The following is a 25,023-nucleotide window of genomic DNA, read 5'->3' on the forward strand; positions in this document are numbered from 1 at the left end:
ACGCTCGCCCCGTCGCAAACCGTCAACTTCGGCGCAAAAGGTTACGCTTAAGTTGCTAGAATAACATGATAATCCTGTCGCGAAAGTTTCGACGTCCTGTCAACTTCGCAAACTTCCACGCCTCAGCCGCAGCGGAATCCAGCCACCATATTCTTCTCATCGATGGCGATGTTCAGCCGATCGGGCCGGAAATCCATCGTCACCGCCATCCCCGGCCGGATCGCCCGCACGGTCCTCGCCTTCGCCCGCGCCCTGGCATCCGCTTCCAGTGCCGGGGTGAAGGACTTGCTGACCAACGCGGCAAGCGCCGTAGTCTCGCATGCCCCGCCGGGAAGCTCCGGCGCGGCCGGCGCGGGATCGCCCGCCGTCTGCTGCGTCGTCGTACAGGCGCCCAGCGCCATGGCTACGATCAGGATGGTCGGCTTCATTCCACTACCTCCGCTCGGGTCATCTTCAGCTTTCCACCCAGCACGGTGAACCCAAGCTGACCCTCGACCAGCGCCAGCGCGTCGCGGCCGAACTGTTCGAACCGCCAGCCATTCAGGATCGAGAGCCCGTCGCGCTGCCCGGCGGCGAGCGCTTCCAGATCGTCCGACCGCGCCAGCAGCCGCGATGCGACCTTGATCTCGTTCGCCCGGATCTTCAGCAGCAGTTTCAGCAGGTCGGCGACCAGCGCGCCTTCCTTGCCCAGCGCGGGTTTGCGCTCGTCGCGGCCCGGCATTTCCCTCGCCGGCAACGGTTCGGCATCGGCCAGCGCCGCCATCATCCGTCCGCCGATATCGTTGTGCGCCCATGCCGCCGACAGCCCGCGCACCTTCGCCAGATCGCCCTGCCTGCGCGGCGGATTGCCGGCCAGATCGGCGATCGTCTCGTCCTTGACGATCCGTCCGCGCGGGAGATTCTTCCCCTGCGCCTCCAGCTCGCGCCACTTGCCCAGTGCCTTCAACCGCCCCAGCACTTCGGGCTTGCGGCTGTTGACCCGGATGCGCTGCCACACCTGTTCGGGATCGTTGAAGTAATTGGCCGGATCGGCGATCCGCTCCATCTCCTCGTCCAGCCACAGCCCGCGCCCGGTCTTGCGCAGCTTGGCCAGCATCTTGGGAAAGATCACCGACAAATGGGTCACGTCGGCGATCGCATAGTCGATCTGCCGGTCGTCCAGCGGCCGCCGCGACCAGTCGGTGAACCGCGCCCCCTTGTCGACCGTAATCCCCAGATAGGCGTCGACCAGGTTCGAATAGCCGACCTGCTCCCCCTGACCCAGCGCCATCGCCGCCACCTGCGTATCGAACAGGGGGAAGGGGGTCTTGCCGGTCAGGTTATAGACGATCTCGATATCCTGCCCGCCGGCGTGGAAGACCTTCAGCACGTCCTCGTTATCGGTCAGCAGGTGGAGCAGCGGCGTCAGGTCGATCCCCGGCGCCATCGGATCTATCGCGGCGGCTTCCTCGGTATTGGCGATCTGGATCAGGCAGAGTTCCGGCCAATAGCTGTTCTCGCGCATGAACTCGGTGTCGACGGCTACGAAGTCGGACTGGGCGAGGCGGGTGCAGAGGGCAGCGAGGGTCTGGCTGTCTTCGATCAACGGATGGATATGCATCACGCCCGCATAGCAAGGTTCCCCGCCTTGACAAAAGGGGGTGGGGGAGGGAAGCGGCCAATCAACAATTCAACCGTCATCCCCGCGCAGGCGGGGATCCATACACGCGAACGTTCGCGTGAGAGCCGCACCGTCAGCGGCTATGGATTCCCGCCTGCGCGGGAATGACGACCAAGCAAGGTTACGTTTGATGCACGCCTATCGCACCCATAACTGCGGCCAGCTCACGGACGCGAACGACGGCGATACCGTCCGCCTGTCGGGCTGGGTGCATCGCAAGCGCGACCATGGCGGCGTGCTCTTCATCGACCTGCGCGATCATTACGGCATTACCCAGATCGTCGCCGACAGCGATTCGCCCGCGCTCGCTTTGCTCGAATCGGCGCGCACCGAATCGGTGCTGACGATCGACGGCAATGTGAAGCTGCGCAGCGAGGCGACCCGGAATCCGAACCTCGCCACCGGCGCGATCGAAATCTACGCCCGCGCCGCGACGCTCCAGTCGGCGGCGCAGGAACTGCCGATGCCGGTCGCGGGCGAGGCGGAGTATCCGGAAGACATCCGCCTGCGCTACCGCTTCCTCGACCTGCGTCGCGAGCGGCTGCACGCGAACATCCTGCTGCGCTCGAACGTCATCGCGTCGCTGCGTCGCCGGATGATCGATCAGGGCTTCACCGAATTCCAGACGCCCATCCTGACCGCCTCGTCGCCCGAAGGCGCTCGCGACTATCTGGTGCCCAGCCGCGTCCATCCGGGCAAGTTCTATGCGCTGCCGCAGGCGCCGCAGATGTTCAAGCAGCTGCTGATGGTCGCCGGCTTCGACCGCTATTTCCAGATCGCACCCTGCTTCCGCGACGAAGACGCCCGCGCCGACCGCAGCCCCGGGGAATTCTACCAGCTCGATTTCGAAATGAGCTTCGTGACGCAGGAGGACGTGTTCGCCGCGATCGAACCCGTCCTGCACGGCGTGTTCGAGGAATATGCCAACTGGCAGGGCAAGGGCCGCACCGTCAGCCCGCTGCCGTTCAAGCGCATCCCCTACCGCGATTCGATGCTGAAATACGGCAACGACAAGCCCGACCTGCGCAACCCGCTGGTCATCACCGACGTGTCGGACCTGTTCGTCGGATCGGGCTTCGGCCGTTTCGCCTCGATCGTCGAGGCGGGCGACGTCGTTCGCGCGGTGCCGGCGCCGAACACCGCTGACAAGAGCCGCAAGTTCTTTGACGACATGAACGCCTGGGCGCAGTCCGAAGGGTTCGCCGGCCTCGGCTACGCCACGCGCAAGGGCGGCGAATGGGGCGGCCCGATCGCCAAGAACCATGGCGAGGAAGGCATGGCCAGGATCGCCGAGGCGCTCGGCCTCGGCCCCGATGACGGCGTGTTCTTCGCCGCCGGCAAGGAAGCGCAGGCGGCCAAGCTCGCCGGCCTTGCCCGCACCCGCGTTGCCGAGACGCTGGGGCTGATCGACGACAAGCGGTTCGAATTCTGCTGGATCGTCGACTTCCCGATGTTCGAATATGACGAGGACGCGAAGAAGGTCGATTTCAGCCACAACCCCTTCTCGATGCCGCAGGGCGAGATGGAAGCGCTGGAGACGATGAACCCGCTCGATATCCTGGCCTACCAATACGACATCGTCTGCAACGGCGTGGAGCTGTCGTCGGGCGCGATCCGGAACCATCGTCCGGAAATCATGTACAAGGCGTTCGAGATCGCCGGCTACTCGCAGGCCGACGTCGACACGAACTTCGCGGGCATGATCAACGCCTTCAAGTTCGGCGCCCCGCCGCACGGCGGCTCTGCGCCGGGCGTCGACCGTATCGTCATGCTGCTGGCCGACGAGCCGAACATCCGCGAGGTCATCACCTTCCCGATGACGCAGAAGGCGGAAGATTTGATGATGGGCGCGCCCAATTATGCGACGCCCAAGCAGTTGCGCGAACTGAACATCCGCGTGACTGTCGACGGTCCGAAGGAGTAAATCCTCCCCGGGACGGGGAGGGGGACCGGCCGCAGGCTGGTGCAGGGGGCTACCCTGTTCCACCACCGTCGCGGTTGCGGCGATCCCCCTCCACGATGCGGTGCATGGTCCCCCTCCCCGCGAAGCGGGGAGGATTTGAAGGGCTCAAGCGTTCTCGAACGTATCGCCTTCAAGGACGCGCAGCCGCCCGTCCTCGATCGCGAAGACCGCGCCGTGGAGCTTGAGCTTGCCGGCCTCGACCCGTTCCTTGACGAACGGGAAGGTCATCAGGTTCTGAAGCGAGACCTTCACGCCCTCCTGCTCCAGAGCCTTCTGCCCTTCCGGCCCGGTGCCATGTTCCGCGACGACCTTCTCGCGCGCATCGTCGAGCAGGTCGATCCAGTGCGCAACGAAGCCGCCTTCACCCGGTTTGGTATTGGCCAGCGACTGGGTGAGGCAAGCGTTGACGCCACCGCACGCGCCATGGCCGAGGACGAGAACTTCTTCGACCTCCAGCTTCGTCACCGCAAATTCCAGCGCCGCCGAGACGCCATGCCGACCGCCATCGTCCTCGAACGGTGGCACGAGGTTGGCGACGTTACGCACCACGAAAATCTCGCCCGGCCGTGCGCCGAAGATCGTTGCCGGATCGACGCGGCTGTCCGAACAGGCGATCACCATCACCTTCGGGCTCTGCCCGGTGGCCAGTTCGCTCCAGCGCTCGCGCTCCTGCTGCCATTCGGTGCCGCGGAAGCGATAATAGCCCTCTTTGAGGTCGCTGAAGTGCATCAGTGGGTCTCCATGTTTGGTATAAATCTTCCCTCGGTCGCTAGACGCACAGGCGACGCGATCGTTGCAGGCGGTTGTTCGTTTGCCCGTCCGTCGCTATCTGGCAGCCATGAACGAGATGACGCCGCTGCCCCGCCCCGAGCGGACCCGCAAGCCCGACTGGATTCGCGTAAAGGCTCCGACCGGGAAGGTCGTGCAGGAAACCCGTGCGCTGATGCGGTCGAAGAGCCTGACGACGGTGTGCGAGGAAGCGGCCTGTCCGAATATCGGCGAATGCTGGTCGAAAAAGCACGCGACCGTCATGATCCTCGGCGACACCTGCACGCGGGCCTGCGCCTTCTGCAACGTGAAGACCGGCATGCCGCGCGCGGTCGACCCGATGGAGCCACAGCATGTTGCCGAAGCGGCGGCGGCGATGGGCCTCAATCACATCGTCATCACGTCGGTCGATCGCGACGACCTGCCCGATGGCGGCGCCAGGCAGTTCGTGAAGGTGATCGAGGCGATCCGCGCCGCGAACCCGACAACGACGATCGAGATCCTGACCCCCGATTTCCGTAACAAGCACGAAGCGGCAGTCGAGATGATCGTCGCGGCGCGCCCGGACGTCTACAACCACAATCTCGAAACCGTGCCGCGCCTCTACCCGACGATCCGGCCGGGCGCCCGCTATTACGCGTCGCTGCGCCTGCTGGAGAGCGTCAAGAAGCTCGACCCGTCGATCTTCACCAAGTCGGGCATCATGCTCGGCCTCGGCGAAGAGCGGCTTGAGGTGCATCAGGTGATGGACGACATGCGATCGGCCGATATCGATTTCCTGACCATGGGCCAGTATCTGCAACCGACGCCCAAGCACGCCAAGGTCATCGACTTCGTCACGCCCAAGGCGTTCGACGGCTTCGCCGCCATCGCCCGTGCCAAGGGCTTTCTGCTGGTCGCATCCTCGCCGCTCACCCGGTCGAGCTATCACGCCGGCGACGATTTCGAACGGATGCGGGCGAACCGTGACGCCAAGCTGGGCGTTGTTCGCGCCTGATGCCCAAGCATAGCGAAACCCGCCACCTGCCCTACACGCCGGAGCAGATGTTCGACCTGGTCGCCGATGTGGCGCGCTATGGCGAGTTCCTGCCCTGGGTCAGCGCGATCCGGGTGCGGTCGGATAGCGAAACCGAAATGGTCGCCGACATGATCGTCGGGTTCAAGGGCCTGCGGGAGAGCTTCACGTCGAAGGTGCAGAAGGAGCGCCCCAACCATATCCGCGTCGACTATCTCGACGGGCCGCTCAAATATCTCAACAACGACTGGCGGTTCAAGCCGGATGGGCAGGGTGGCACGCTCGTCGACTTCTGCGTCGATTTTCAGTTCAAGAACCGCGTGTTCGAAATGCTGGCGGGACAGGTGTTCGACCGCGCGCTGCGCAAGATGATCGGCGCGTTCGAGGATCGCGCCGCCGCGCTTTACGGCGATTCCGGCACGGGTTCCTCGGGCGCCACTTCCGGCGGCAGCAGCAGCTCGAGCGCGCACAACGCCGCCTGAAGGCGGATTTTCCCACGCCCCAGGTCGCCGAACTGGCGCAGGTCGGCAACGACCTTCGCCGGATCGCCGCCCTTTTCCGCGCGCGCGAACACGACGGTACCGACCGGCTTCTTCTCGCTGCCGCCACCGGGACCCGCGACGCCGGTGATCGCGACCGCGACGTCAGCCTGCGTCACCTCCAGCGCCCCCTGCGCCATGCTCCATGCCGTCGCGATGGATACGGCACCGAAGGTCTCGATCACGTCGGAGCTGACCTTGACCAGCTCGATCTTCGCCTCGTTCGAATAGGTCACGAACCCGGCTTCGAACACGTCGGAGCAGCCGGGGATCTCGGTGATCGCCGCCGCGACTAGTCCGCCGGTGCAGCTCTCGGCCAGTGCGACGCGGCGGCCGGCGTTGCGGTTCTCGTCGACCACGCGACGCGCGGCTTCGATCAGTTCGGGGGGTAGAATGCTGTCCATGCTATCAATTCCGCGCGGCCTGCCGGCACAAGGGCAGCCGCATCTGGGGGTTGGCGCGGTCGGCATCGACCTGCGCGAAGAGAACGATCAGCCCGGCGACGTTGCGCGGGGGCAAGGCCTGTACCAGGTTCGCCGCCCGTTCGATCCGGGGGCAATCGGCCGCATCGATATTGCCGACGACCATCGGCGCGATCAGCGAGGCGACGATCGGCGCGGCGAACGCCGAATCGAGCAGCTGGATCGCCTGCGGCGCGGTCAGCCGGGACAATGCCGCCTTGGCCTGTGGCCATGCCGCATCGGTTTCCGCTTCATAGCGTGAGAGGAATGGCCCGCCGGTGCGCCGCAGCAGCGCGGTCGGCGGCAAGGCACTGGCGCAGCGCGTGCCGGCCTGCCGGATCAGTTCAGGGGCAACGAACAGGACCAGCGCCTCGGCCTCGGCCGGCGTGACGCAGCTTTGCGCAGTCTGCGCCGGAGCGTTGGCGCAGGCGGTCAGCGCCAGCAGGGCGGCGAGCCGCTTCATGCCGGCACCCGGATGGTCGCGATCGCCTGTGCGGCGATCCCTTCCTGCCGGCCGGTAAAGCCCAACCGCTCGCTGGTCGTCGCCTTGATGCTCACCTGACGTTCGGGAATATCCAGCAACGCCGCGATCCGTTCGCGCATCGCGCCACGGTGCGGGCCGATCTTCGGCGCCTCGCAGATCAGCGTCAGGTCGACGAAATCGATGACCCCGCCCTCTACCCGCACCAGCGATGCGGCGTGTTGCAGGAACTGACCCGATTCCGCGCCGCGCCATTGCGGGTCGCTCGGCGGGAAGTGCGTGCCGATATCGCCCGCGCCGATCGTGCCGAGCAGCGCATCGGTGATCGCATGCAGCACGACATCGGCATCGCTATGCCCCGATAGCCCGCGATCGTGCGGGATGAGCACGCCGCCCAGCCACAATTCCTCGCCCGCCTCCAGCCGGTGGACGTCATAACCGGTCGCGCTGCGCGACACGAGCGCGGGCAGCGCACGGGCTTCGGCGGCGGCGAAGTCGGCCGGATAGGTGATCTTTTCGAGCATGATGTCCCCTTCGACCATCGCCACGTCCAGCCCGATCGCGCGCAGCATCTGCGCGTCATCGGTCGCCTCGGCGGTAACGTCCCACGCCGCATGGGCGTTGCGGATGGCGGACACCGCAAAGGCTTGTGGTGTCTGCACCCGAACCAACCGGTCGCGGGGCACCACGTCGCCCAGCGCCTCACCAGCCAGCGCCAGCGTATCGGCCACCGGCAGCACCGGCACCGCGCCGGGTGTATGGTCCAATGCTGCCAGCAACCGGTTGATGACGATGGCGGGCACGAACGGCCGTGCCGCGTCGTGGATCAGCACGCGCGCGGCATCCCCGATCGCGGCCAACCCGGCGGCGACGCTCTCACGCCGCGTGGCACCGCCGGTCACGAACGCGACCTCGCCGATTGCGGCGCGGAGCAAGGCCTCCTGTCCCTCGCCGATCACGACCAGCACGTGGTCGATGCCGGGATGGCCGTCCAGCGCCGCATGGGCGTGCGCGATCATCGCCCGCCCGGCGATCGGGGCATATTGCTTGGGCAGGCTGCTGCCCGACCGGATGCCGGTTCCGGCGGCAACGATCAGGGCGACTGTGGGTCCGGTCTGCATGGCGCCCGCCTAGCGCAAGCGGTGGCGGCCCGCCAGCCTTGCCCTTGGCGGGCGGATACGGTAAGGGCTGCCCAATTTTCAGGCACAATCCATGACCCTAGCTCCCATCCGTATCGGCGACGTCGTCATCGACACGCCGGTGATCCTCGCGCCGATGACCGGTGTCACCGACTTGCCGTTCCGCAAGATGGTGCGGCGGCACGGGTCGGGGCTGAATGTCACGGAGATGATCGCCAGCCAGGCGGCGATCCGCGAAACGCGCCAGTCGATTCAGAAGGCGATGTGGGACCCGGCCGAGGAACCGGTGTCGATGCAGCTGGTCGGTTGCACCCCGGTCGAGATGGGCGAGGCCGCCAAGCTCGCCGAGGACAAGGGTGCGGCGATCATCGACATCAACATGGGCTGCCCGGTCCGCAAGGTGACGAACGGCGATGCCGGTTCGGCGCTGATGCGCGACCTGCCGCTCGCCGCCGACCTGATCGCGGCGGTGGTAAAGGCGGTGAAGGTGCCGGTCACCGTCAAGATGCGGATGGGCTGGGATCATTCGAGCCTCAACGCCCCCGAACTGGCGCATATCGCCGAGGATCTGGGCGCGCAGATGGTCACCGTGCACGGCCGCACCCGCAATCAGATGTATCGCGACCATGCCGACTGGGCGTTCGTCCGCCGGGTGAAGGATGCGGTAAAGGTGCCGGTGATCGTCAATGGCGATATCTGCTCGGTCGACGACGCGCGCACCGCGCTCGACCAGTCGGGTGCCGATGGCGTGATGATCGGCCGCGGCGCCTATGGTCGTCCCTGGCTGCTGGCGCAGGTGATGGCGGCGCTGTTGGGCGGCCATGGCCCGGCCGATCCCTCGGTCGAGGAACAATATCGCCTGATCGTCGAACATTATCACATGATGCTGGACCATTATGGCGAGGAAACCGGCGTCAACATGATGCGCAAGCATATCGGTTGGTACACCAAGGGGCTGCACGGCTCGGCCGAGTTCCGCAACAAGGTGAACCAGCAGCCCGATTCGCGCACCGTGCTCGGCATGCTCGCCGATTTCTACGCGCCGTGGTGCACGCGCGCGGCGGCGTGATCGCAACCGGCGCCATGCCGTCCTTTACGGAGCTGTTTGCCGGACTTCCGGTGGCGGCGCTGGTGCTGGACGAGGCGGGGTGTATCGCCCATGCCAATGGCGCGGCGGAGCTGTTACTCAACCAGTCCGACCGGGCGATGCGTGGCCTGTCGCTCGAACAGATATTGTCGCTGCCGCCAGGCTATGCCGAACAGCGCGACGGGCGCGCCTTTGCCAGCTACGACTGCGAATTGCAGCTGCGGCGCGGGGGACGGCTTCGCGTCGATTTTCACGATACGCCCGCCGCGCACGGATCGGCATGGCGGGTCATCATGCTGTACGGCGTGCGCGACGGGCATAGCGGTTCGCAGGCTGCCGGCGCCCGCGCCGCGATCGGCGCCGCCGCGATGCTAGGCCATGAGATCAAGAACCCGCTGTCGGGCATTCGCGGCGCGGCGCAGCTGCTGTCGGGCGAGGTCGACGATCGCAGTGTCCTGACCGACCTCATCATCGCGGAGGTCGACCGCATCGCCGCGCTGATCGACCGGATGCAGGACTTTACCGACGATCGCCCGCGCGCGTTGCAGGCGCAGAACATCTACCCGGTCCTCGCCCATGCGGTACAGCTGGCCTCGGCCGGTTTTGCGCGCGGGATCGTGATCGAGGAACGCTTCGACCCCTCGCTTCCCCCGGTGCGGATCGACCGCGATGCGTTCGTGCAGGTTCTCGTCAATCTGCTCAAGAATGCGGCTGAGGCGCTGGACGAGATCGAACGCCCCCGGATCATTCTCGGCACCGCCTATCGCCACGGCATGTCGCACAGCATTGGCGGGGGACAGCGTCGAGCGGTGCCTATCGAGCTGACCATTACCGACAACGGTCCCGGCGCGCCCGCCGATATCGCCGGCCACCTCTTCGAACCCTTCGTTTCGGGGAAGCGCGAGGGGAGGGGCTTCGGCCTGCCGATGGTTGAAAAGCTGGTCGGGGAGATGAATGGCTTCGTCCGCTATGCCCGTGAAGGATATCCGCCGATGACCGTGTTCCGCATCCACCTGCCGCGCGCATGACCGACACGTCGCGCATCCTGCTGGTCGATGACGACGCGGCGATCCGGACCGTTGTCGCGCAGGCGCTTCGGCGGGAGGGGCATGCGGTGCAGACCGTGGGTACGCTGGGACAGCTCCGTGCGGAGCTGCGCGCCGGGTTGCCCGACGTGCTCGTCACCGATGTGGTCCTGCCCGATGGCGACGGGCTGGAAATGGCGGCAAAGCTGAATGCCGAATTTCCCGACCTGCCGATCATCGTCCTGTCGGCCCGCAACACGCTGACCACCGCCGTCCGAGCGACGGAGGCGGGGGCGTTCGACTATCTGCCCAAGCCGTTCGATCTCGACACGCTGGCGCTGGCGGTGCGCGGTGCGCTCGCCCGGCGATCGCGCGGCGCAGAGGAACAGCCGGTCGACGCGATCGATTCATCCTTGCCGCTGATCGGGCGCTCCCCGGCGATGCAGGACGTGTACCGCGTGATCGCGCGCGTCGTCGCGACGGACCTGACCGTGCTGGTCACCGGCGAATCGGGCACGGGCAAGGAACTGGTCGCGCGGGCGATCCACGACCTCGGCCGCCGCCGCCGCGCGCCGTTCATCGCGCTCAACATGGCGGCGATCCCGCGCGAATTGATCGAGGCCGAGCTGTTCGGCCATGAACGCGGTGCCTTTACCGGCGCGGCGCAACGCTCGGCGGGCAAGTTCGAACAGGCGGCGGGTGGGACGCTGTTCCTCGACGAGATCGGCGACATGCCGATGGAGGCGCAGACCCGGCTGCTGCGCGTCCTGCAATCGGGGGAGTTCACCAGCGTCGGCGGCGCGCGGGTCATCCGCGCCGATGTCCGCATCGTCGCGGCGACCAATAAAACGCTAGCGGCGCAGGTCCAGTCGGGTCAGTTTCGCGAAGATCTGTTCTACCGACTGAACGTCGTGCCGATCGCGCTTCCGCCGTTGCGCGAACGGCGGCAGGACGTGGCGTTGCTGGCGCGGCATTTCCTCGACCAGGCGGCACGCGATGGATTGCCGCGCAAGACGCTGACACCCGATGCGCAGGAATTGCTGGAGGCGCATGACTGGCCGGGCAATGTCCGCGAGCTCGAAAACCTGATGCGCCGCGTCGCGGTGCTGGGCCGTGATGCGGCGATCGAGGCAGGCGATTTGCGCGGCGCGCTGGGCGATACCGCCGGACGAACGACGGCGCAGCCCGATGCCGATCTGGGTGACGCCGTCCGCGCTTGGCTGCGCCGCGTCGCCCGCGAGGAGCCGGTGGCGATGGAGGATGGCACGCTCTACGACCGTCTGATCTCCGATGTCGAACGCCCGTTGATCGAAGCGATGCTCGATCGCCACGGTAACAACCAGTTGCGTGCCGCAAAGGCGATGGGTCTCAATCGCAACACGCTGCGCAAGCGGCTCGACGAGTTGGGGATCGACCCGGCGGTCCGCGCCTATCATGCGGAGAAGGAACGCTAATCGCTTTGCGATACGGCCGAGGTGCGATTTGACGTGCTTTGAGCCGGGAATGTTGTAAAACGGCAACTATGGTTGCAGCGTTAACGGAACCGAAGCGCGCCACATCGATCCCGGCGCAGTGGTTCCCGGCGATCGAGGTCGCCGTATTGGGGGCGGTGATCGCCGTCGGTGTCGGCAGCTATCTGCTGTTCGACGGATCGCAGAGCACGCGGGGCCAGTTGCCGACGCCGTCGCTGATGGCGCTGGTGCTGATCGCGAACCTGATCCCCGCCATGGCGCTGCTGGTGCTGGTCGGCCGGCGGATCGCGATGCGCCGCGCCGCCCGGTCGCAGATTGGCGGTACGGGGACGCTTCACGTCCGGCTTGTCGCGCTGTTCTCGATCCTCGCCAGCGTACCGATGCTGCTGGTCACCATCGTCGCGTCGTTCCTGTTCCAATATGGCGTCGAATTCTGGTCCTCGCCACGTGCGCGCGGCATTTTCGAGAATGCCCAGGTACTGGCGCAGTCGTCCTACAATGAATTTCTCGATGCGGTTGACGGTCAGAACGTCGCGGTCGCCTCCGACATTCGTCGCATGCTGCTGAATAATCGCTACTCGATCGACAGCGACGAATTCCGCCTGCTGTACCAGAACAGCATCGTGTTCCGCTCGCTGAGCGATTCGGTGGTATTCGAGATTCCGCCCGACGGCCGCCCGCGTTCGCTGGCGTCTGCCTCGATCTACGAAGGCCCGTTGCGCTGGAGCATCGATCCGAAGTCGATCGCTGCCCTGCGCGCCGGCAAGCCCAGCTATGTCAGCGTCCGCAACCGGCAGGTGCAGTCGGTAACGCGGGTGATGGACACGCCTTATTATGTCTATTCCGCACGCGACATCGACCTCGCGACTTATACCGAACGTCTCAGCCGCACCCGTGCGATCCTGTCCGATTACGACGCGCTACTTGCCCGCTCCCGCAGCGTCCAGCTCCGCCTGAACATCGCACTGTTCGTCGTCTCGCTCATCATCGTCGGCCTCGCCGTCTTCGTGGCGCTAGCCGTCGCCGACCGCCTCGTCCGCCCGGTCGGCGCGCTGGTCGGCGCCGCCCGCCGCGTGGCCGGGGGCGACCTGTCGGCGCGCGTGCCTGAGCCAAACGGCACACGACAGAAGGACGAGATCGGCACGCTGGCCAGCGCCTTCAACAGCATGACCGAACGGTTGCAGGAACAGACCGGCGAACTCGTCGCCGCCAACGCCCAGATCGACAGCCGCCGCGCCCTGATCGAGGCGGTCATGTCGGGCGTCAGCGCCGGCGTCGTCTCGGTCGGCCCCGACCGTACGATCAAGCTCGTCAACAGCTCGGCCACCGCGCTGCTCAAGACCGGCAACACCCCGCTGGTCGGCCGTCCGCTGGGCGATGTCGCCCCCGAACTCGACGCGCTGCTGGGCGGCGAGACGCAGGACGCGATCATCCAGCTGGCGTCGGGTGGCGAGGCCAAGACGCTCGCCGTCCGCATCACTCGCGACGATGGCCAACACATCCTGACCTTCGACGACATCACCCAGCAGCTGCTCGACCAGCGCCGCGCCGCCTGGTCCGACGTTGCCCGTCGCATCGCGCATGAGATCAAGAACCCGCTGACCCCGATTCAGCTCGCCGCCGAACGGCTCCAGCGCCGCTATGGCACCAAGCTGACCGAAGACGATGGCACCTTCGCCCGCCTGACCGAGACGATCGTCCGACAGGTCGGTGACCTGCGCCGCATGGTCGACGAATTCTCGTCCTTCGCGCGGATGCCGAAGCCCGTATTCCGCCACGAATCGATCGCCGAGCTCGCCCGGCAGAGCCTGTTCCTGCACGAGGTTGCGCATCCCGACATCGATTTCGCGCTCGAATCCGCCGGCGCCGCGCCGCTCGTCTGCGACCGTCGCCAGCTGGGACAGGCACTCACCAACATCGTCAAGAACGCGACCGAAGCCGTCGCCGCCCGTCCCGAAGGCGCCCCCCGCGGCCGGATCGAAATGGACGTCCGTTACGATGCGCAGGGGCGGATGCACATCGATACCAGCGACAACGGCATCGGCCTGCCGATCGAGCGCGATCGCATCGCCGAACCCTATATGACCACGCGCAAGGGCGGCACCGGCCTCGGCCTCGCCATCGTTCGCAAGATCGTCGAAGAACATTTCGGAACCATATCGTTCGCCGACCGTCCCGGTGGAGGGACGATCGTATCGATCATCTTCGATCCCGCGATCCTGGCCGCGCTGGCCGGGACCGGGACAGCGGAAGATGACGATTCACAGGAGGTTACAACGCGCCACCCCATGCTTACCCGGACCGGAACGCCCGCATGAAGCTCGACATTCTCGTCGTCGACGACGAAACCGACATCCGTGAACTCGTCGCCGGCGTTCTGGAGGACGAAGGCTATGAGACGCGCGGCGCGGCTGACAGCGATGCCGCACTCGAAGCGGTGGCCCAGCGGCGTCCATCGCTGGTGCTGCTCGACGTGTGGCTGCAGGGTTCGCGCCTCGACGGGCTTGAGTTGCTCGACGAGTTGAAGGCGCGCGATCCGTCGTTGCCGGTGCTGGTCATTTCCGGCCATGGCAATATCGATACCGCCGTCGCCGCGATCCGGCGCGGCGCCGTCGACTTCATCGAAAAGCCGTTCGAGGCAGAACGGCTGCTCTTCCTCGTCCAGCGTGCGACCGAAACCGAGCGCCTGCGGCAGGAGGTCGCGTCGCTGCGTGCCTCGGCCGGCCGCGAGGACGACCTGACCGGCAGCTCGACCGCGATCAACAGCGTCCGCGCAACGCTGAAGCGCGTCGCCGGCACCGGTAGCCGCGTGCTCATCACCGGCGGGGCAGGGGTCGGCAAGGAAGTCGCCGCCCGGCTGCTCCATGGATGGAGCCAGCGGGCACAGGCGCCATTCGTCATCGTCAGCGCGGCGCGCATGACGCCCGAACGTGTCGACGAAGAACTGTTCGGCGTAGAGGAGGGCGGCAATCTCGTCCGGCCCGGCCTGCTCGAACAGGCGCATGGCGGGACGCTGTTCCTCGACGAAATCGCCGACATGCCGATCGCGACCCAGGCGCGTATCCTGCGGGTGCTGACCGACCAGAGCTTTACCCGCGTCGGCGGCACGCGGGTCGTGAAGGTCGATGTCCGCGTCGTCTCGGCGACCGCGCGCGATCTTCAGCAGGAGATCATCGACGGCAATTTTCGCGAGGATCTCTATTACCGCCTCAACGTGGTGCCGGTGCAAATCCCCTCGCTGGCCGAACGGCGTGAGGATATCCCCCCGCTGGTCGAACATTTCGTCGCGCATTACGCCAACGAACGCCGGGTCCAGACGCCGGAGGTCGCGCCCGACGCAATGATCGCGCTGCAAAGCTATGAATGGCCGGGCAATGTCCGCCAGCTGCGCAACGTCGTCGAACGCACCGTCATTCTGGCACCGGGCAACCGTATCGCGCGGATCGATATCGATCTGTTGCCGCCCGAAGTGCTCGGCTCGGCAGGCGACGGGGCGGGGGGCGCCACCGCCAGTGCGATCATGGGATCGCCGCTGCGCGAGGCACGGGAGTCGTTCGAACGCGAATATCTGCGGGTTCAGATCCGCCGCTTTTCGGGCAATATTTCGCGCACCGCGACCTTCATCGGCATGGAACGCTCTGCGCTGCACCGCAAATTGAAGCTGCTCGGCATTACCGAAACGCGCGGCGACGAATAGCGCCGTTCGAACCATTGCGGCGGCGCGGGGTAGGGCCTAAATTACTGGCTCCGCGCCACAGGGGTGCGGCAACCGGGTGACGGTTAAAGACACTCAGCGGGAAATTCCCGCCAAGAACAAGGGCAAGTCATGGCCGAACGGCAAGGGTCGCTTCAGGACCTGTTTCTCAACTCGCTACGCCGGTCGAAGACGCCGGTCACGATGTTCCTCGTCAAGGGCGTGAAGCTCCAGGGGATCGTGACGTGGTTCGACAATTTTTCGGTGTTGCTGCGCCGCGACGGACAGTCGCAGCTGATTTACAAGCACGCCATCTCGACGATCATGCCCGCCGGCCCGACCGACCTGTCGTCGGTGATCGAGGCCGCGGCGGAGAATACGTCGAAGCACGCACCGCTGCAGGAAATCTTCCTCAACGCCGTGCGCAAGGCGCAGGAAAACGTCACCATGTTCCTGGTCAACGGCGTGATGTTGCAGGGCCAGATCGCGGCGTTCGACCTGTTCTGCATGCTGCTCCAGCGCGAAGGCATGTCGCAGCTGGTGTATAAGCATGCCGTATCGACCATTCAGCCGGCCAATCCGCTGAACCTTGCCGAGGAACAGGCATCGGGAGCGGACGAGGCTTGAGCACCGGTTTCGACCGCGACGCACAGGAGTTCACCCGCGGCGCTTCGGCGATCGTCGTCCTGCCCGACATGGGCGGGTCGGCGCGCGATGCCGATGCCCGGTTGGAGGAAACCGCCGGCCTAGCCCTCGCTATCGGGGTCGACGTCCGACACCGCGTGCCCTTCCGCGTCCGCGCCCCCAAGCCCGGCACGCTGATCGGCAGCGGACAGGTCGATCAACTGGCGCAGATGGTACGCGACGAGGATCTGCAACTCGCGGTCTTCGACGCGGCGCTGACGCCGGTGCAACAGCGCAACCTCGAAACCGCGCTGGGTTGCAAGGTCATCGATCGGACCGGGCTGATCCTCGAAATCTTCGGCGAACGCGCGCGCACGGCCGAGGGGCGGTTGCAGGTCGAACTCGCCCACCTCGACTATCAGGCCGGTCGCCTGGTCCGTAGCTGGACCCACCTTGAGCGGCAACGCGGCGGTTTCGGTTTTCTCGGCGGTCCCGGTGAAACCCAGATCGAGGCGGATCGCCGCCTGATCCGCGACCGGATGGCGCGGCTGCGGCGCGAACTGGATGCGGTTTCGCGCACCCGGACGCTGCACCGGGACCGGCGGCAGCGTGCCCCGTGGCCGGTCGTCGCGCTGGTCGGCTACACCAATGCCGGCAAATCGACATTGTTCAACCGCCTGACCGGGGCGGACGTGATGGCGGAAAACCTGCTCTTCGCAACGCTCGACCCGACGCTGCGGCAGGTTTCGCTGCCTGGCATCGACAAGGCGATCCTGTCGGACACGGTGGGTTTCGTTTCCGACCTGCCGACTCAGCTCGTTGCGGCGTTCAAGGCCACGCTCGAAGAGGTGGTGTCGGCCGACCTGCTGATTCACGTCCGCGACGTTGCGCATCCCGACACGGCGGCGCAAGCGTCGGATGTGGAGGCGGTGCTGCGCGAGATCGGGGTCGACGACACGACCCCGCGGATCGAGGCGTGGAACAAGCTCGACCTGTTGAGCGAGGACGACCGCACCGAGATGCTGGGGGAGGCGGCGCATCGCGAGGATATCGTCGCCTTGTCCGCGCTGACCGGGGAGGGCGTGGATCGCCTGATCCGCACCGTCGGCGACCGGCTGACCGAAGGGCATCGCCGTTACCGCATCGCGCTGGCACCCGAAGACGGTGCCAGTGCCGCATGGCTCCATGCCCATGGTGAAGTGACCGATCATTGGGTCGACGACGACCGTGCATTCTACGATGTGCGAATGGCGCCGGCCGATTATGATCGGTTTCTCACCCGATAGGGCCGCGCTCCATATTCTGGTTCCCGGGGACTTATCCCCCGGGGAAACGTTTCTTCTCCATCGGCGACAAAGGTTACGCTGGATGGGGAAGGGGCCTCTAAACGCCCGGATTCATCCGACGAAAAGGGCAGGAGTCCGCCAGAGTCCGAAAAACGCCCTTCAGGACTCGACAGGCGCGTGCCCGATGCTAGCTATCGGGCGCCGCATCAGCGACTCTACGGCCGAATTTCCTGAAATCGCTGGAAATTTCGTCAGGGAAGGGGGCTGATCTTCGCCCGGACCCACGCTTCTTCCAATTCCGCCAGCGTTCGGTCGCCGAAGTTTGCATCCTCGGCTTCCATCGCCGCGAACCGTCGTTCGAACTTCGCGTTGGCAGCACGCAACGCCGCTTCCGGATCGATACCCAGATGCCGCGCCCAGTTGACGACGGAGAACAGCAGGTCGCCGACCTCCTCCATCCGGTCGGCATCACTCGCCGCCTCCACCTCCGCCAGTTCCTCGTCGATCTTGGCTCGCGGCCCCGCCGCATCGGGCCAATCGAACCCGACCCGCGCCGCCCGCTTCTGCAACTTTTCCGCTCGCGCCAATGCCGGCAGGCCCAGCGCGACGCCGGCCAACGCGCCGCCCTGTCCGGTCTTCTCCCGACGCTCCGCCGCCTTGACCTGCTCCCACAGATGGTGACCGCCAACTTCGGCGTCCCCGAAGATATGCGGGTGCCGCCGCTCCATCTTGTCGCTGATCGCATCGACCACGTCGCCGAGATCGAACAGCCCGGCTTCTTCCGCGATCCGGCTGTGGAACACCACTTGCAGCAACAGGTCGCCCAGTTCGTCCTTCAGATCGGTCATGTCGCCGCGCGCGATGGCGTCGGCCACCTCATAAGCCTCCTCGATGGTGTACGGCGCGATGGTTTCGAACGTCTGGACCCGATCCCATTCGCATCCGCGCTCCGGATCACGCAGCCGCGCCATGATTCCGACGATGCGACCAACGATATCCCGCGGCGGAGCGACCAAGTCGCCACCATCCCCCGCGGCCGCCGGATCGGTCTGTCCAACCTCTGTGCAAACTTCCGCAACAGCATGTTGCCCGGCGGTGGTTGTTGCAAGGGCGGCACGATCGATATCCGCCCGCGTGCTAACGTCGGAACCGAAATGCCGGCCGGTAGCTCCGGTGGCACCATCGTCGCCACCACCACCGGACGCCGGACCGGCGCTATGACGGATATCCCGGTCAGAAATACCGTCCGTCGCACGCGCGTCACGCGTCATGTGAATGCCATCGTGCCCGGTTTCGACACCCATCTATCATATTCCGATAATAAACATTATGTAAAATCATATCGGTTTCTCGGCTTCGAGGACCAACGTTCCGCGTACCACTCGCCAACTTCCGAGCCGCGACAGGAAATTCATACCTACCACGTCCAGTTCACCGAAGGTCGGCGAAATCACCACTGGCAAGTCCCGCGTTTCGAGCGAGCCGATCCGCACCGTCTCGATCCGCCCGCGTGCTGCCTGGATCGTCCCGTTCGCCGTCGACAGTATCACCGGCGGCACCCGTCGCGGCGTCACACCGATCGCCCGCGCGGTCGCTTCGGAGATCGCCGTGGACGTCGCACCACTGTCGATCAGCATCCGGCGCTCGACTCCATTGAGCTGCGCCACCGCCCAGAAATGGCCATCGACCGACTGTCGGATACGCACGGTATCGCCCTCGACGCTTTGCTCGGCAACACCTAGCTGTTCTCCCATCGTTCCCGCCAATTCAGTAATGCGCTCGCGATTGCTGAACGCGACGTACAGGATCGCCACGATCACCGCCCAGCCGAACAGCGACCGAACGACCACGCCAGCCGAGGGCCGTCGTGCCAGCAGCGACGATAACGGCAGGATCAGCATCATCAGGCCGAGCACGACGTAGATCGCCCGATTGTCGGTCACGGGACCAATTCCATCCCGTCATAGCCGGGCTCGACACCGTCCGGCAGGCTGTCACGCAGCGTCGCATAGTCCATCGAATGATCCATGTGGATCAGGACGGTCCGACCTGCCCTGCAGTTCCGCGCGAATTTAATGGCTTGGTCAAGCGAAGGATGCGTCGGGTGCGGCGCGACGCGAAGGGCGTCGACGACCAGAATGTCGACATCGCGGTAGAGTTCGAGCATTTCCGGCGTCACGTTGCTGAAATCGGTAGCATAGCCGATCGAAGCCCGATCGCTGTCGAACCGCAATCCGGCGGATTCGATCGATCCGTGCGGCTGATCGGTACACCGAACCGTAATCGAGCCGATGGTCAGTTCGTCGGGCAGCAAGGCGCCGGCGACCGTAGCGCGATACCCTGCCCGACCCGCGAACACATAATCGAACCGCGATGTCAGGCTCGCCAATGTGGCTGCGCGCGCATAGCCCGCCACAGGCGCACGGGCGTTGTGGAACAGCTGTCGCAGGTCGTCGATGCCGTGGCAATGATCGGCGTGGTCGTGCGTCCACAGCACGGCGTCGACGGTCGCGACATTGGCGGCAAGCAGTTGTTCACGCATGTCGGGGCCGGTATCGATCAGGATGCGCGACCCGGCATGTTCGACCAACGCCGACACGCGCGTCCGACGATTGCGCGGTTCGGCGGGGTCGCAGGCCCCCCAGTCGTTTCCGATCCGCGGCACGCCGGACGACGTGCCCGAGCCGAGGATACGGATCTTCATGCCAGCGTCTTGGCAAAGAGACGGTGAAAATTCCCGCGGGTCGCGTCAGCCAGATGCTCCGGTTCCTCGCCACGCAATTGCGCCAGGAAGCGGCAGGTGTCGGCGACGAACGCCGGCTCGCCGGGCTTCCCGCGATGCGGCACCGGCGCCAGGAACGGCGCATCGGTTTCGATCAGCAGTCTTTCGAGCGGCAGGTCACGGGCGACCGCCTGCAAGCTCAGCGCGCTCTTGAACGTCACGATGCCGGAAATCGAGATGTAAAAGCCGAGGTCGAGCGCGATGCGGGCGAGTTCGGCCGAACCGGTGAAACAGTGGAGGACGCCGGGAAAGGCCCCCTTCCCCAGCTCGTCCCGCAGGATCGCGGCGGTATCTGCCTCGGCGTCGCGCGTGTGGACGACGATTGGTATCCTGGTTTCGCGGCAGGCGGCCAGATGGGCGCGGAAGCTGCGTTGCTGGGCGGCGCGGTCGCTATGGTCGTAATAATAGTCGAGGCCGCTTTCGCCGATGCCGACGACGCGGGGATGCGCAGCGGCGGCGATCAGGCGGTCGGTATCGACGTGCGGGTGCTCGTCGGCCTCATGCGGATGGATGCCGATCGTCGCCCAGACATCGGGTTCGCGCTCGGCGGTGCCGATCACCGCATCCCACTCGCTTTCGCGCGTCGAGATGTTGAGCATCGCCACGACGCCGGCAGCGCGCGCCCGTGCCAGCACCTCCTCCGAGGCATCGGCGACACCCTTGTAGTTCAGATGGCAGTGGCTGTCGGCCAGCTTCATGCGGGTTCGACCTCGGCAAGCGCCAGTCGCGGGAAGATCGGCGTCGGCGGCGCGATGCGGAACCCGGCGCCCTGCTGTTCGCCATACCAGCCATGATCGCCAAGCGCCTCATGCCCCCTGCCCGACTGCCCCAACTGCGCCAACAGGGCGGCAGCCGAGGCCGGAACCACCGGTTCGATGGCGATGGCGAGATCGCGGATCGCGCGGACCAGCGTGCCGAGAACGGCATGCATCCGCTCCGGATCGGTCTTGCGCAGCGCCCACGGCGCCTGCACGTCGATATACTGGTTGCAGGCGAAGACACCGCGCATCCACGCCTCCAGCGCCTGCCCCAGCGCCAGTTCGGCAAAGGCGGAGCGGTAGCCGTCGATCGCCTCACCCACGGCCGTCAACAGCGCGGCATCGGCGGGATCACCCCGCCCCTCGTCCGGCAGCGCGCCTTCCAAATTCTTGGCGATGAACGACAGGGTGCGCTGGGCAAGGTTGCCGAAACTGTTGGCGAGATCGCTGTTGGCGCGCGCGACGATCGCCTCGTCCGAGAAGGTGCCGTCCTGCCCGAAGCTGATGTCGCGCAGCAGGAAATAACGCAGCGCATCGACGCCATAGAGTTCGGCGAGCTTGATCGGGTCGACCACATTGCCAGTCGACTTCGACATCTTTTCGCCCCGGTTCAGCAGGAAGCCATGGCCGAACACCTTATGCGGCAAGGGCAGCTTCGCCGACATCAGGAAGGCGGGCCAATAGACCGCGTGGAAGCGGACGATGTCCTTGCCGATCAGGTGCAGCGCCGCCGGCCAGTAATGGTTCGGCGCATCGGGATAACCCGCCCCGGTCAGATAATTGGTCAGCGCGTCGACCCAGACATACATGACATGGCCGGGACTGTCGGGGATCGGCACGCCCCAGTCGAAGCTGGTGCGCGATACCGACAGATCGGTCAGTCCGCCTTCGACGAAGCGCAGCACTTCGTTACGACGGCTTTCCGGCTGGATGAAGTCCGGGTTGGCCGCGTAGAAATCGAGCAACGGCTGCTGATAATTCGACAGGCGGAAGAACCACGTCTCCTCGGCGGTCCATTCGACCGGCGTACCCTGCGGCGACAGGCGTACCCCGCCCTCCCCGTCGGTCAGTTCCTTTTCCTCGTAAAAGGCTTCGTCGCGGACCGAATACCAGCCCTCATACCGGTCGAGGTAGAGGTCGCCGGCATCGCGCATCGCGGTCCAGATCGCCTGCGAAGCGGCATAATGCTGCGGCTCGACGGTACGGATGAACCGATCGCACGAAATGTTCAGAATGCCCACCATGTCACGAAAATACCCGGACATTTCGTCCGCGAGATCGCGAACCTCGACGCCGCGGTCGCGTGCGGTCTTGACCATTTTCAGACCGTGTTCGTCGGTCCCGGTCTGAAAGAAGACGTCGCGTCCGGCCTGCCGCTGGAAGCGGGCGATCGCGTCGGCGGCGATCATTTCATAGGCATGGCCGATATGCGGCCGGCCGTTCGGGTAATGGATCGCGGTGGTGATGTAGAATGGATCGGACATGGTCCGAGCCTCTAGGCGATCCCGCGCCCCGGCGCCAGTCGTGCGACGAGGCCCGCCATTTCGAAGACGGTCGTTTCCGCCACCAGTGACAGCGCAGGTGCCATCGCCGCCAGTGACCGCGCCTTGTCATAGGCGTCCAGCGCATCGCGCAGCCCCGGTCCGGTTCGGGTACGGGCAGTCGCGGCGATCAGCGCCGGAGCCCGGTCGAGAAAGACCGAATAACGCGGCTGCGCGGTCTTGCCGGCGAGCGACTTGGCAAGGCGCGAGCGGATGCGGTTGTCGGTATCGCCGGTCGCGGCGATTTCCGACAGGTCGCGGTCGAGCGCCGCCACCGACAGCCCGGCATAGGCCAGCGCGCGGCCCGGCGATCCGTCGGCCGCTGCGACCAGTGCCGCGACCTCCGCCGCTTCGATCTCCGGAATGTGCGTGCGGACGACTGCCGCCACCTGATCGTCGGTCAGCGGGTCGAACCGCAACTGGCGACAGCGCGAGCGGATCGTCGGGAGCAATCGACCGGGCGAATGGCTGACCAACAGGAAGATCGTGCCGACCGGCGGCTCCTCCAGATTCTTGAGCAGCGCGTTGGCGCCGGGGCGCTCCAGGTCGTCGATCGCGTCGATCACGATCACCCGCCGCGACGACAGCGCCGGCTTGGTCGCGAACATCGGTTGCAGGGTGCGAACCTCATCGATCTTGATGCTGCGGGCAATGTCCTGATCGGGCTTGTCCGGGTCCTTGGGAAGGCGGACAAGCTCGCGATAATCGGGATGGGCGCCGGCCGCCATCAACTGCGCGACCCGGTGATCCTCGGCAATCTCTCCGCGCATCCGGCTGCGACCGTCGAGCGCCGTCGCGAGCAGCCGCAGCGCCATTTCGCGCGCGAACATGCCCTTGCCGACCCCTTCGGGACCGGTCAGGAGCCACGCGTGATGGAGGGCGGTGCCGTCCGCCGCTGCGGCAAAGGCGTCGCGCGCGGCATCATTGCCGATCAGCCTCACGGCAACAGGTCGGCTATCGCGTCGATCAGGCGCTGCGTGACCTGCTCGACCCGCCCCGACGCGTCGATCCGGCGGACCCGATCGGCCTCGTCGCGCGCGATACGGTCGAAGGTCGCCGCGACCGAGCGGTGAAACCCATCGTCGCGCGCGGCGAACCGATCGGCCGCGCCGCCGTCACGCGCCTGCGCCCGCCGATCCCCCTCACCATCGGGAAGCGTCAGCAGCAGCGTCCGGTCGGGCAGCAAGCCGCGCGATCCGAAGCCGTGCAGCGCGAGGATGGCGGCGTCGTCGATCCCCTGTGCCCCCTGATAGGCGCGCGTGCTGTCGATGAAGCGGTCGCAGATGACCCAGCTGCCCGCATCCACCATCGGCCGGATGCGCTTTTCGACATGGTCGGCGCGCGCGGCGGCGAACAGCAGCGCTTCGGCATGCGCGCTCCACCGCCGGACATCGCCCTGCATCAGCAGGTCGCGGATCGCCTCCGCGCCCTCGCTGCCGCCCGGCTCGCGCGTCAGCACCACATGGATGCCGCGCGTCTCCAGTGCCGCCGCAAGGGCGCGGGCCTGGGTCGATTTGCCGACCCCTTCCCCGCCCTCCAGCGTCAGGAACCGGCCCGCACTCAAGCGAACAGCGAGGTCAGGCTTGCCCAGACGCGACCGAAGAAGCCGGCTTCGGCCACGTCCTTTTCGGCGACCAGCGGCATGCGCTGTTCCCCGGTGTCGGGCGATGCGATGACCAGATCGGCGATATGCTGCCCCTTGGCGATCGGTGCCTTGATCGGACCGGTATAGACCACCTTCGCTGTGATCGGGCTGTTGGTTCCGGCCGGCATGGTCACGGTCAGCGCACGCGGCGCAACCAGGCCGACAGTCGCGGAGTCGCCCAGCTGAACCTCAGCCGTTTCGACGCGCTTGCCGGCGGCGACGATCGGACGTGCACGCCAGGCCCCGAAGCCCCAGTTCATGAACTTTACCGATTCCGCGATCCGCTGGTTCGAGCTGGTCAGCCCGGCCAGCACCATCACCAGACGGCGACCGTCCTGTTCCGCCGATCCGGTGAAGCCATAGCCGGCTTCCTCGGTATGGCCGGTCTTCAGCCCGTCGGCGCCCCGGACGCGGCCGAGCAGCGGGTCGCGGTTCGCCTGGGTAATCGCGGCGCCTTCGCCCAGCGTCTTGCCCCAGGTGAAATCGGTCTTGGAGTAGAATTTCTTGTACAGCTGCGGATGGTTCTGGATCGTCGCGGTGGCGAGCTTCGCCAGATCGCGCGCGGTCACATAGGTGCGCCCTTCGTCCGGCCAGCCATTCGACGTACCGAAATGGCTGTTGCTCAGGCCCAGTTCCTTGGCCCGCTGGTTCATCAGGTTGGTGAACGCCTCTTCCGAACCGGCGATCTTTTCGGCCAGCACCACGCAGGCATCGTTCCCCGACAGCACGATGATGCCGTAGAGCAGGTTTTCGACGCTGACATTCTCGTTCACCGACAGGAACATGGTCGAACCGGCCTGCGGCCCGTGCCACTTCTTCCACGTTTCCGGCGAGACGGTCGCCATGTCGTTCAGCTTCAGCTCGCCCTTCTTGATCAGGTCGAACGCGACATAGGCGGTCATCATCTTCGCCATCGACGCGGGCGGCATTCGCCGGTCGGCATCCTTGGCATAGAGCGTCGCGCCAGACGACAGGTCGGTCATGAACGCGACCGGTGCCGGCGTTTCGAACGGCGGCGCGGCGGCGATGCCGGGGGTGGCAATGGCGATGGCGGCGATGCTCGAAAGGGCGATCTTACGCATG

The 25,023-nt window shown here is 66.0% G+C and carries 23 protein-coding genes and 1 pseudogene; 10 read left to right on the plus strand and 14 right to left on the minus strand.

Translation table 11 applies throughout. The features are described 5' to 3' along the window. Nucleotides 1-122 precede the first annotated feature (122 nt). Together AVT10_RS02540 and rnd are read right to left on the minus strand one after the other, a co-directional pair. Nucleotides 123-428, minus strand: coding sequence for an I78 family peptidase inhibitor (locus AVT10_RS02540; RefSeq protein ID WP_066687872.1), 306 nt, complete (start codon nt 426-428; stop codon nt 123-125). Further along, on the minus strand, nt 425-1,600 hold the full coding sequence (rnd, locus tag AVT10_RS02545) for a ribonuclease D (protein WP_066687875.1): 1,176 nt from the start codon (nt 1,598-1,600) through the stop codon (nt 425-427). The genes AVT10_RS02540 and rnd overlap by 4 nt, the downstream gene beginning before the upstream one ends. A gap of 190 nt (nt 1,601-1,790) precedes the next feature. Here rnd and aspS point away from each other — a divergent pair, with 190 nt between their 5' ends. Beyond that, complete coding sequence (gene aspS / locus AVT10_RS02550) at nt 1,791-3,584, plus strand: aspartate--tRNA ligase (RefSeq protein WP_066687878.1); 1,794 nt, start codon at nt 1,791-1,793, stop codon at nt 3,582-3,584. Between the two features lie 144 nt (nt 3,585-3,728). Here the strand turns inward: aspS and AVT10_RS02555 are convergent, their stop codons facing one another. Next, nucleotides 3,729-4,355 carry a carbonic anhydrase gene (locus tag AVT10_RS02555; RefSeq protein ID WP_126012803.1) on the minus strand — a complete coding sequence of 209 codons (627 nt, stop codon included), beginning with the start codon at nt 4,353-4,355 and terminating at the stop codon, nt 3,729-3,731. A 106-nt stretch (nt 4,356-4,461) separates the two neighbouring features. On the opposite strand from AVT10_RS02555, the gene lipA reads away from it, so the two are divergent. Both lipA and AVT10_RS02565 read left to right on the plus strand, forming a co-directional pair. Further along, the gene (gene lipA, locus AVT10_RS02560; protein ID WP_066687890.1) at nt 4,462-5,388 is read left to right on the plus strand and encodes a lipoyl synthase; all 927 of its coding nucleotides are present in this window, start codon (nt 4,462-4,464) and stop codon (nt 5,386-5,388) included. Next, nucleotides 5,388-5,888, plus strand: coding sequence for a type II toxin-antitoxin system RatA family toxin (locus tag AVT10_RS02565; protein WP_066687893.1), 501 nt, complete (start codon nt 5,388-5,390; stop codon nt 5,886-5,888). Before lipA ends, AVT10_RS02565 begins: the two co-directional genes overlap by 1 nt. On the opposite strand, the gene AVT10_RS02570 is transcribed toward AVT10_RS02565, so the two are convergent. The 3 genes from AVT10_RS02570 to AVT10_RS02580 are packed head-to-tail and all read right to left on the minus strand — an operon-like array spanning nt 5,810 to nt 8,008. After that, nucleotides 5,810-6,349, minus strand: coding sequence for a CinA family protein (locus AVT10_RS02570; RefSeq protein WP_066687901.1), 540 nt, complete (start codon nt 6,347-6,349; stop codon nt 5,810-5,812). The two genes, AVT10_RS02565 and AVT10_RS02570, sit on opposite strands and share 79 nt — an antisense overlap. A gap of 4 nt (nt 6,350-6,353) precedes the next feature. Continuing rightward, complete coding sequence (locus tag AVT10_RS02575; RefSeq protein ID WP_066687903.1) at nt 6,354-6,869, minus strand: hypothetical protein; 516 nt, start codon at nt 6,867-6,869, stop codon at nt 6,354-6,356. Further along, the gene (locus AVT10_RS02580; RefSeq protein WP_066687905.1) at nt 6,866-8,008 is read right to left on the minus strand and encodes a bifunctional 2-C-methyl-D-erythritol 4-phosphate cytidylyltransferase/2-C-methyl-D-erythritol 2,4-cyclodiphosphate synthase; all 1,143 of its coding nucleotides are present in this window, start codon (nt 8,006-8,008) and stop codon (nt 6,866-6,868) included. The genes AVT10_RS02575 and AVT10_RS02580 overlap by 4 nt, the downstream gene beginning before the upstream one ends. 91 nt (nt 8,009-8,099) lie before the next feature. Between AVT10_RS02580 and dusB the strand changes: the two genes are divergently transcribed. The 7 genes and pseudogenes from dusB to hflX all read left to right on the plus strand — a co-directional run bounded on the left by dusB (nt 8,100) and on the right by hflX (nt 17,214). Further along, on the plus strand, nt 8,100-9,095 hold the full coding sequence (gene dusB, locus AVT10_RS02585) for a tRNA dihydrouridine synthase DusB (RefSeq protein ID WP_066687907.1): 996 nt from the start codon (nt 8,100-8,102) through the stop codon (nt 9,093-9,095). Then, on the plus strand, nt 9,071-10,141 hold the full coding sequence (locus AVT10_RS02590) for a two-component system sensor histidine kinase NtrB (RefSeq protein ID WP_420038487.1): 1,071 nt from the start codon (nt 9,071-9,073) through the stop codon (nt 10,139-10,141). Before dusB ends, AVT10_RS02590 begins: the two co-directional genes overlap by 25 nt. Next, complete coding sequence (gene ntrC / locus AVT10_RS02595) at nt 10,138-11,592, plus strand: nitrogen regulation protein NR(I) (RefSeq protein ID WP_066687909.1); 1,455 nt, start codon at nt 10,138-10,140, stop codon at nt 11,590-11,592. Before AVT10_RS02590 ends, ntrC begins: the two co-directional genes overlap by 4 nt. A 68-nt stretch (nt 11,593-11,660) precedes the next feature. Continuing rightward, nucleotides 11,661-13,928, plus strand: coding sequence for a sensor histidine kinase (locus AVT10_RS02600; protein ID WP_066687911.1), 2,268 nt, complete (start codon nt 11,661-11,663; stop codon nt 13,926-13,928). Then, entirely contained in the window at nt 13,925-15,307 is a 1,383-nt protein-coding gene (ntrX, locus tag AVT10_RS02605) for a nitrogen assimilation response regulator NtrX (RefSeq protein ID WP_066687913.1), read from the plus strand. Before AVT10_RS02600 ends, ntrX begins: the two co-directional genes overlap by 4 nt. 117 nt (nt 15,308-15,424) lie before the next feature. After that, a pseudogene (hfq, locus tag AVT10_RS02610) lies at nt 15,425-15,931 on the plus strand (RNA chaperone Hfq); the annotation flags it as partial. After that, nucleotides 15,928-17,214, plus strand: a complete 1,287-nt coding sequence (gene hflX / locus AVT10_RS02615; RefSeq protein ID WP_066687916.1) for a GTPase HflX — start codon at nt 15,928-15,930, stop codon at nt 17,212-17,214. The pseudogene hfq and the gene hflX, both read left to right, overlap by 4 nt. A gap of 251 nt (nt 17,215-17,465) precedes the next feature. Here the strand turns inward: hflX and mazG are convergent, their stop codons facing one another. The 8 genes from mazG to AVT10_RS02655 form a co-directional block, all read right to left on the minus strand. Next, nucleotides 17,466-18,209 carry a nucleoside triphosphate pyrophosphohydrolase gene (gene mazG / locus AVT10_RS02620; protein ID WP_269746888.1) on the minus strand — a complete coding sequence of 248 codons (744 nt, stop codon included), beginning with the start codon at nt 18,207-18,209 and terminating at the stop codon, nt 17,466-17,468. A 342-nt stretch (nt 18,210-18,551) separates the two neighbouring features. Continuing rightward, a complete protein-coding gene (locus AVT10_RS02625) occupies nt 18,552-19,157 on the minus strand; it encodes a retropepsin-like aspartic protease family protein (RefSeq protein ID WP_232307841.1) in 606 nt (201 codons plus the stop codon). Next, nucleotides 19,154-19,918: an MBL fold metallo-hydrolase gene (locus AVT10_RS02630; RefSeq protein WP_066687921.1), complete on the minus strand. Its 765-nt coding sequence runs from the start codon at nt 19,916-19,918 to the stop codon at nt 19,154-19,156. Before AVT10_RS02630 ends, AVT10_RS02625 begins: the two co-directional genes overlap by 4 nt. After that, nucleotides 19,915-20,694 (minus strand): TatD family hydrolase, encoded by a 780-nt coding sequence (locus tag AVT10_RS02635; RefSeq protein ID WP_066687923.1) that lies wholly within the window; start codon nt 20,692-20,694, stop codon nt 19,915-19,917. Before AVT10_RS02635 ends, AVT10_RS02630 begins: the two co-directional genes overlap by 4 nt. Continuing rightward, nucleotides 20,691-22,238, minus strand: coding sequence for a methionine--tRNA ligase (metG, locus tag AVT10_RS02640; protein ID WP_066687926.1), 1,548 nt, complete (start codon nt 22,236-22,238; stop codon nt 20,691-20,693). Before metG ends, AVT10_RS02635 begins: the two co-directional genes overlap by 4 nt. A gap of 11 nt (nt 22,239-22,249) precedes the next feature. Further along, nucleotides 22,250-23,236, minus strand: a complete 987-nt coding sequence (locus AVT10_RS02645) for an AAA family ATPase (protein ID WP_066687929.1) — start codon at nt 23,234-23,236, stop codon at nt 22,250-22,252. Next, the gene (gene tmk, locus AVT10_RS02650; protein WP_066687932.1) at nt 23,233-23,859 is read right to left on the minus strand and encodes a dTMP kinase; all 627 of its coding nucleotides are present in this window, start codon (nt 23,857-23,859) and stop codon (nt 23,233-23,235) included. Before tmk ends, AVT10_RS02645 begins: the two co-directional genes overlap by 4 nt. Beyond that, on the minus strand, nt 23,856-25,022 hold the full coding sequence (locus tag AVT10_RS02655; RefSeq protein ID WP_066687935.1) for a D-alanyl-D-alanine carboxypeptidase family protein: 1,167 nt from the start codon (nt 25,020-25,022) through the stop codon (nt 23,856-23,858). Before AVT10_RS02655 ends, tmk begins: the two co-directional genes overlap by 4 nt. Between the last annotated feature and the right edge of the window lies 1 nt (nt 25,023).

This window comes from Sphingomonas hankookensis (assembly GCF_001619955.1).
Lineage (GTDB): Bacteria > Pseudomonadota > Alphaproteobacteria > Sphingomonadales > Sphingomonadaceae > Sphingomonas > Sphingomonas hankookensis_A.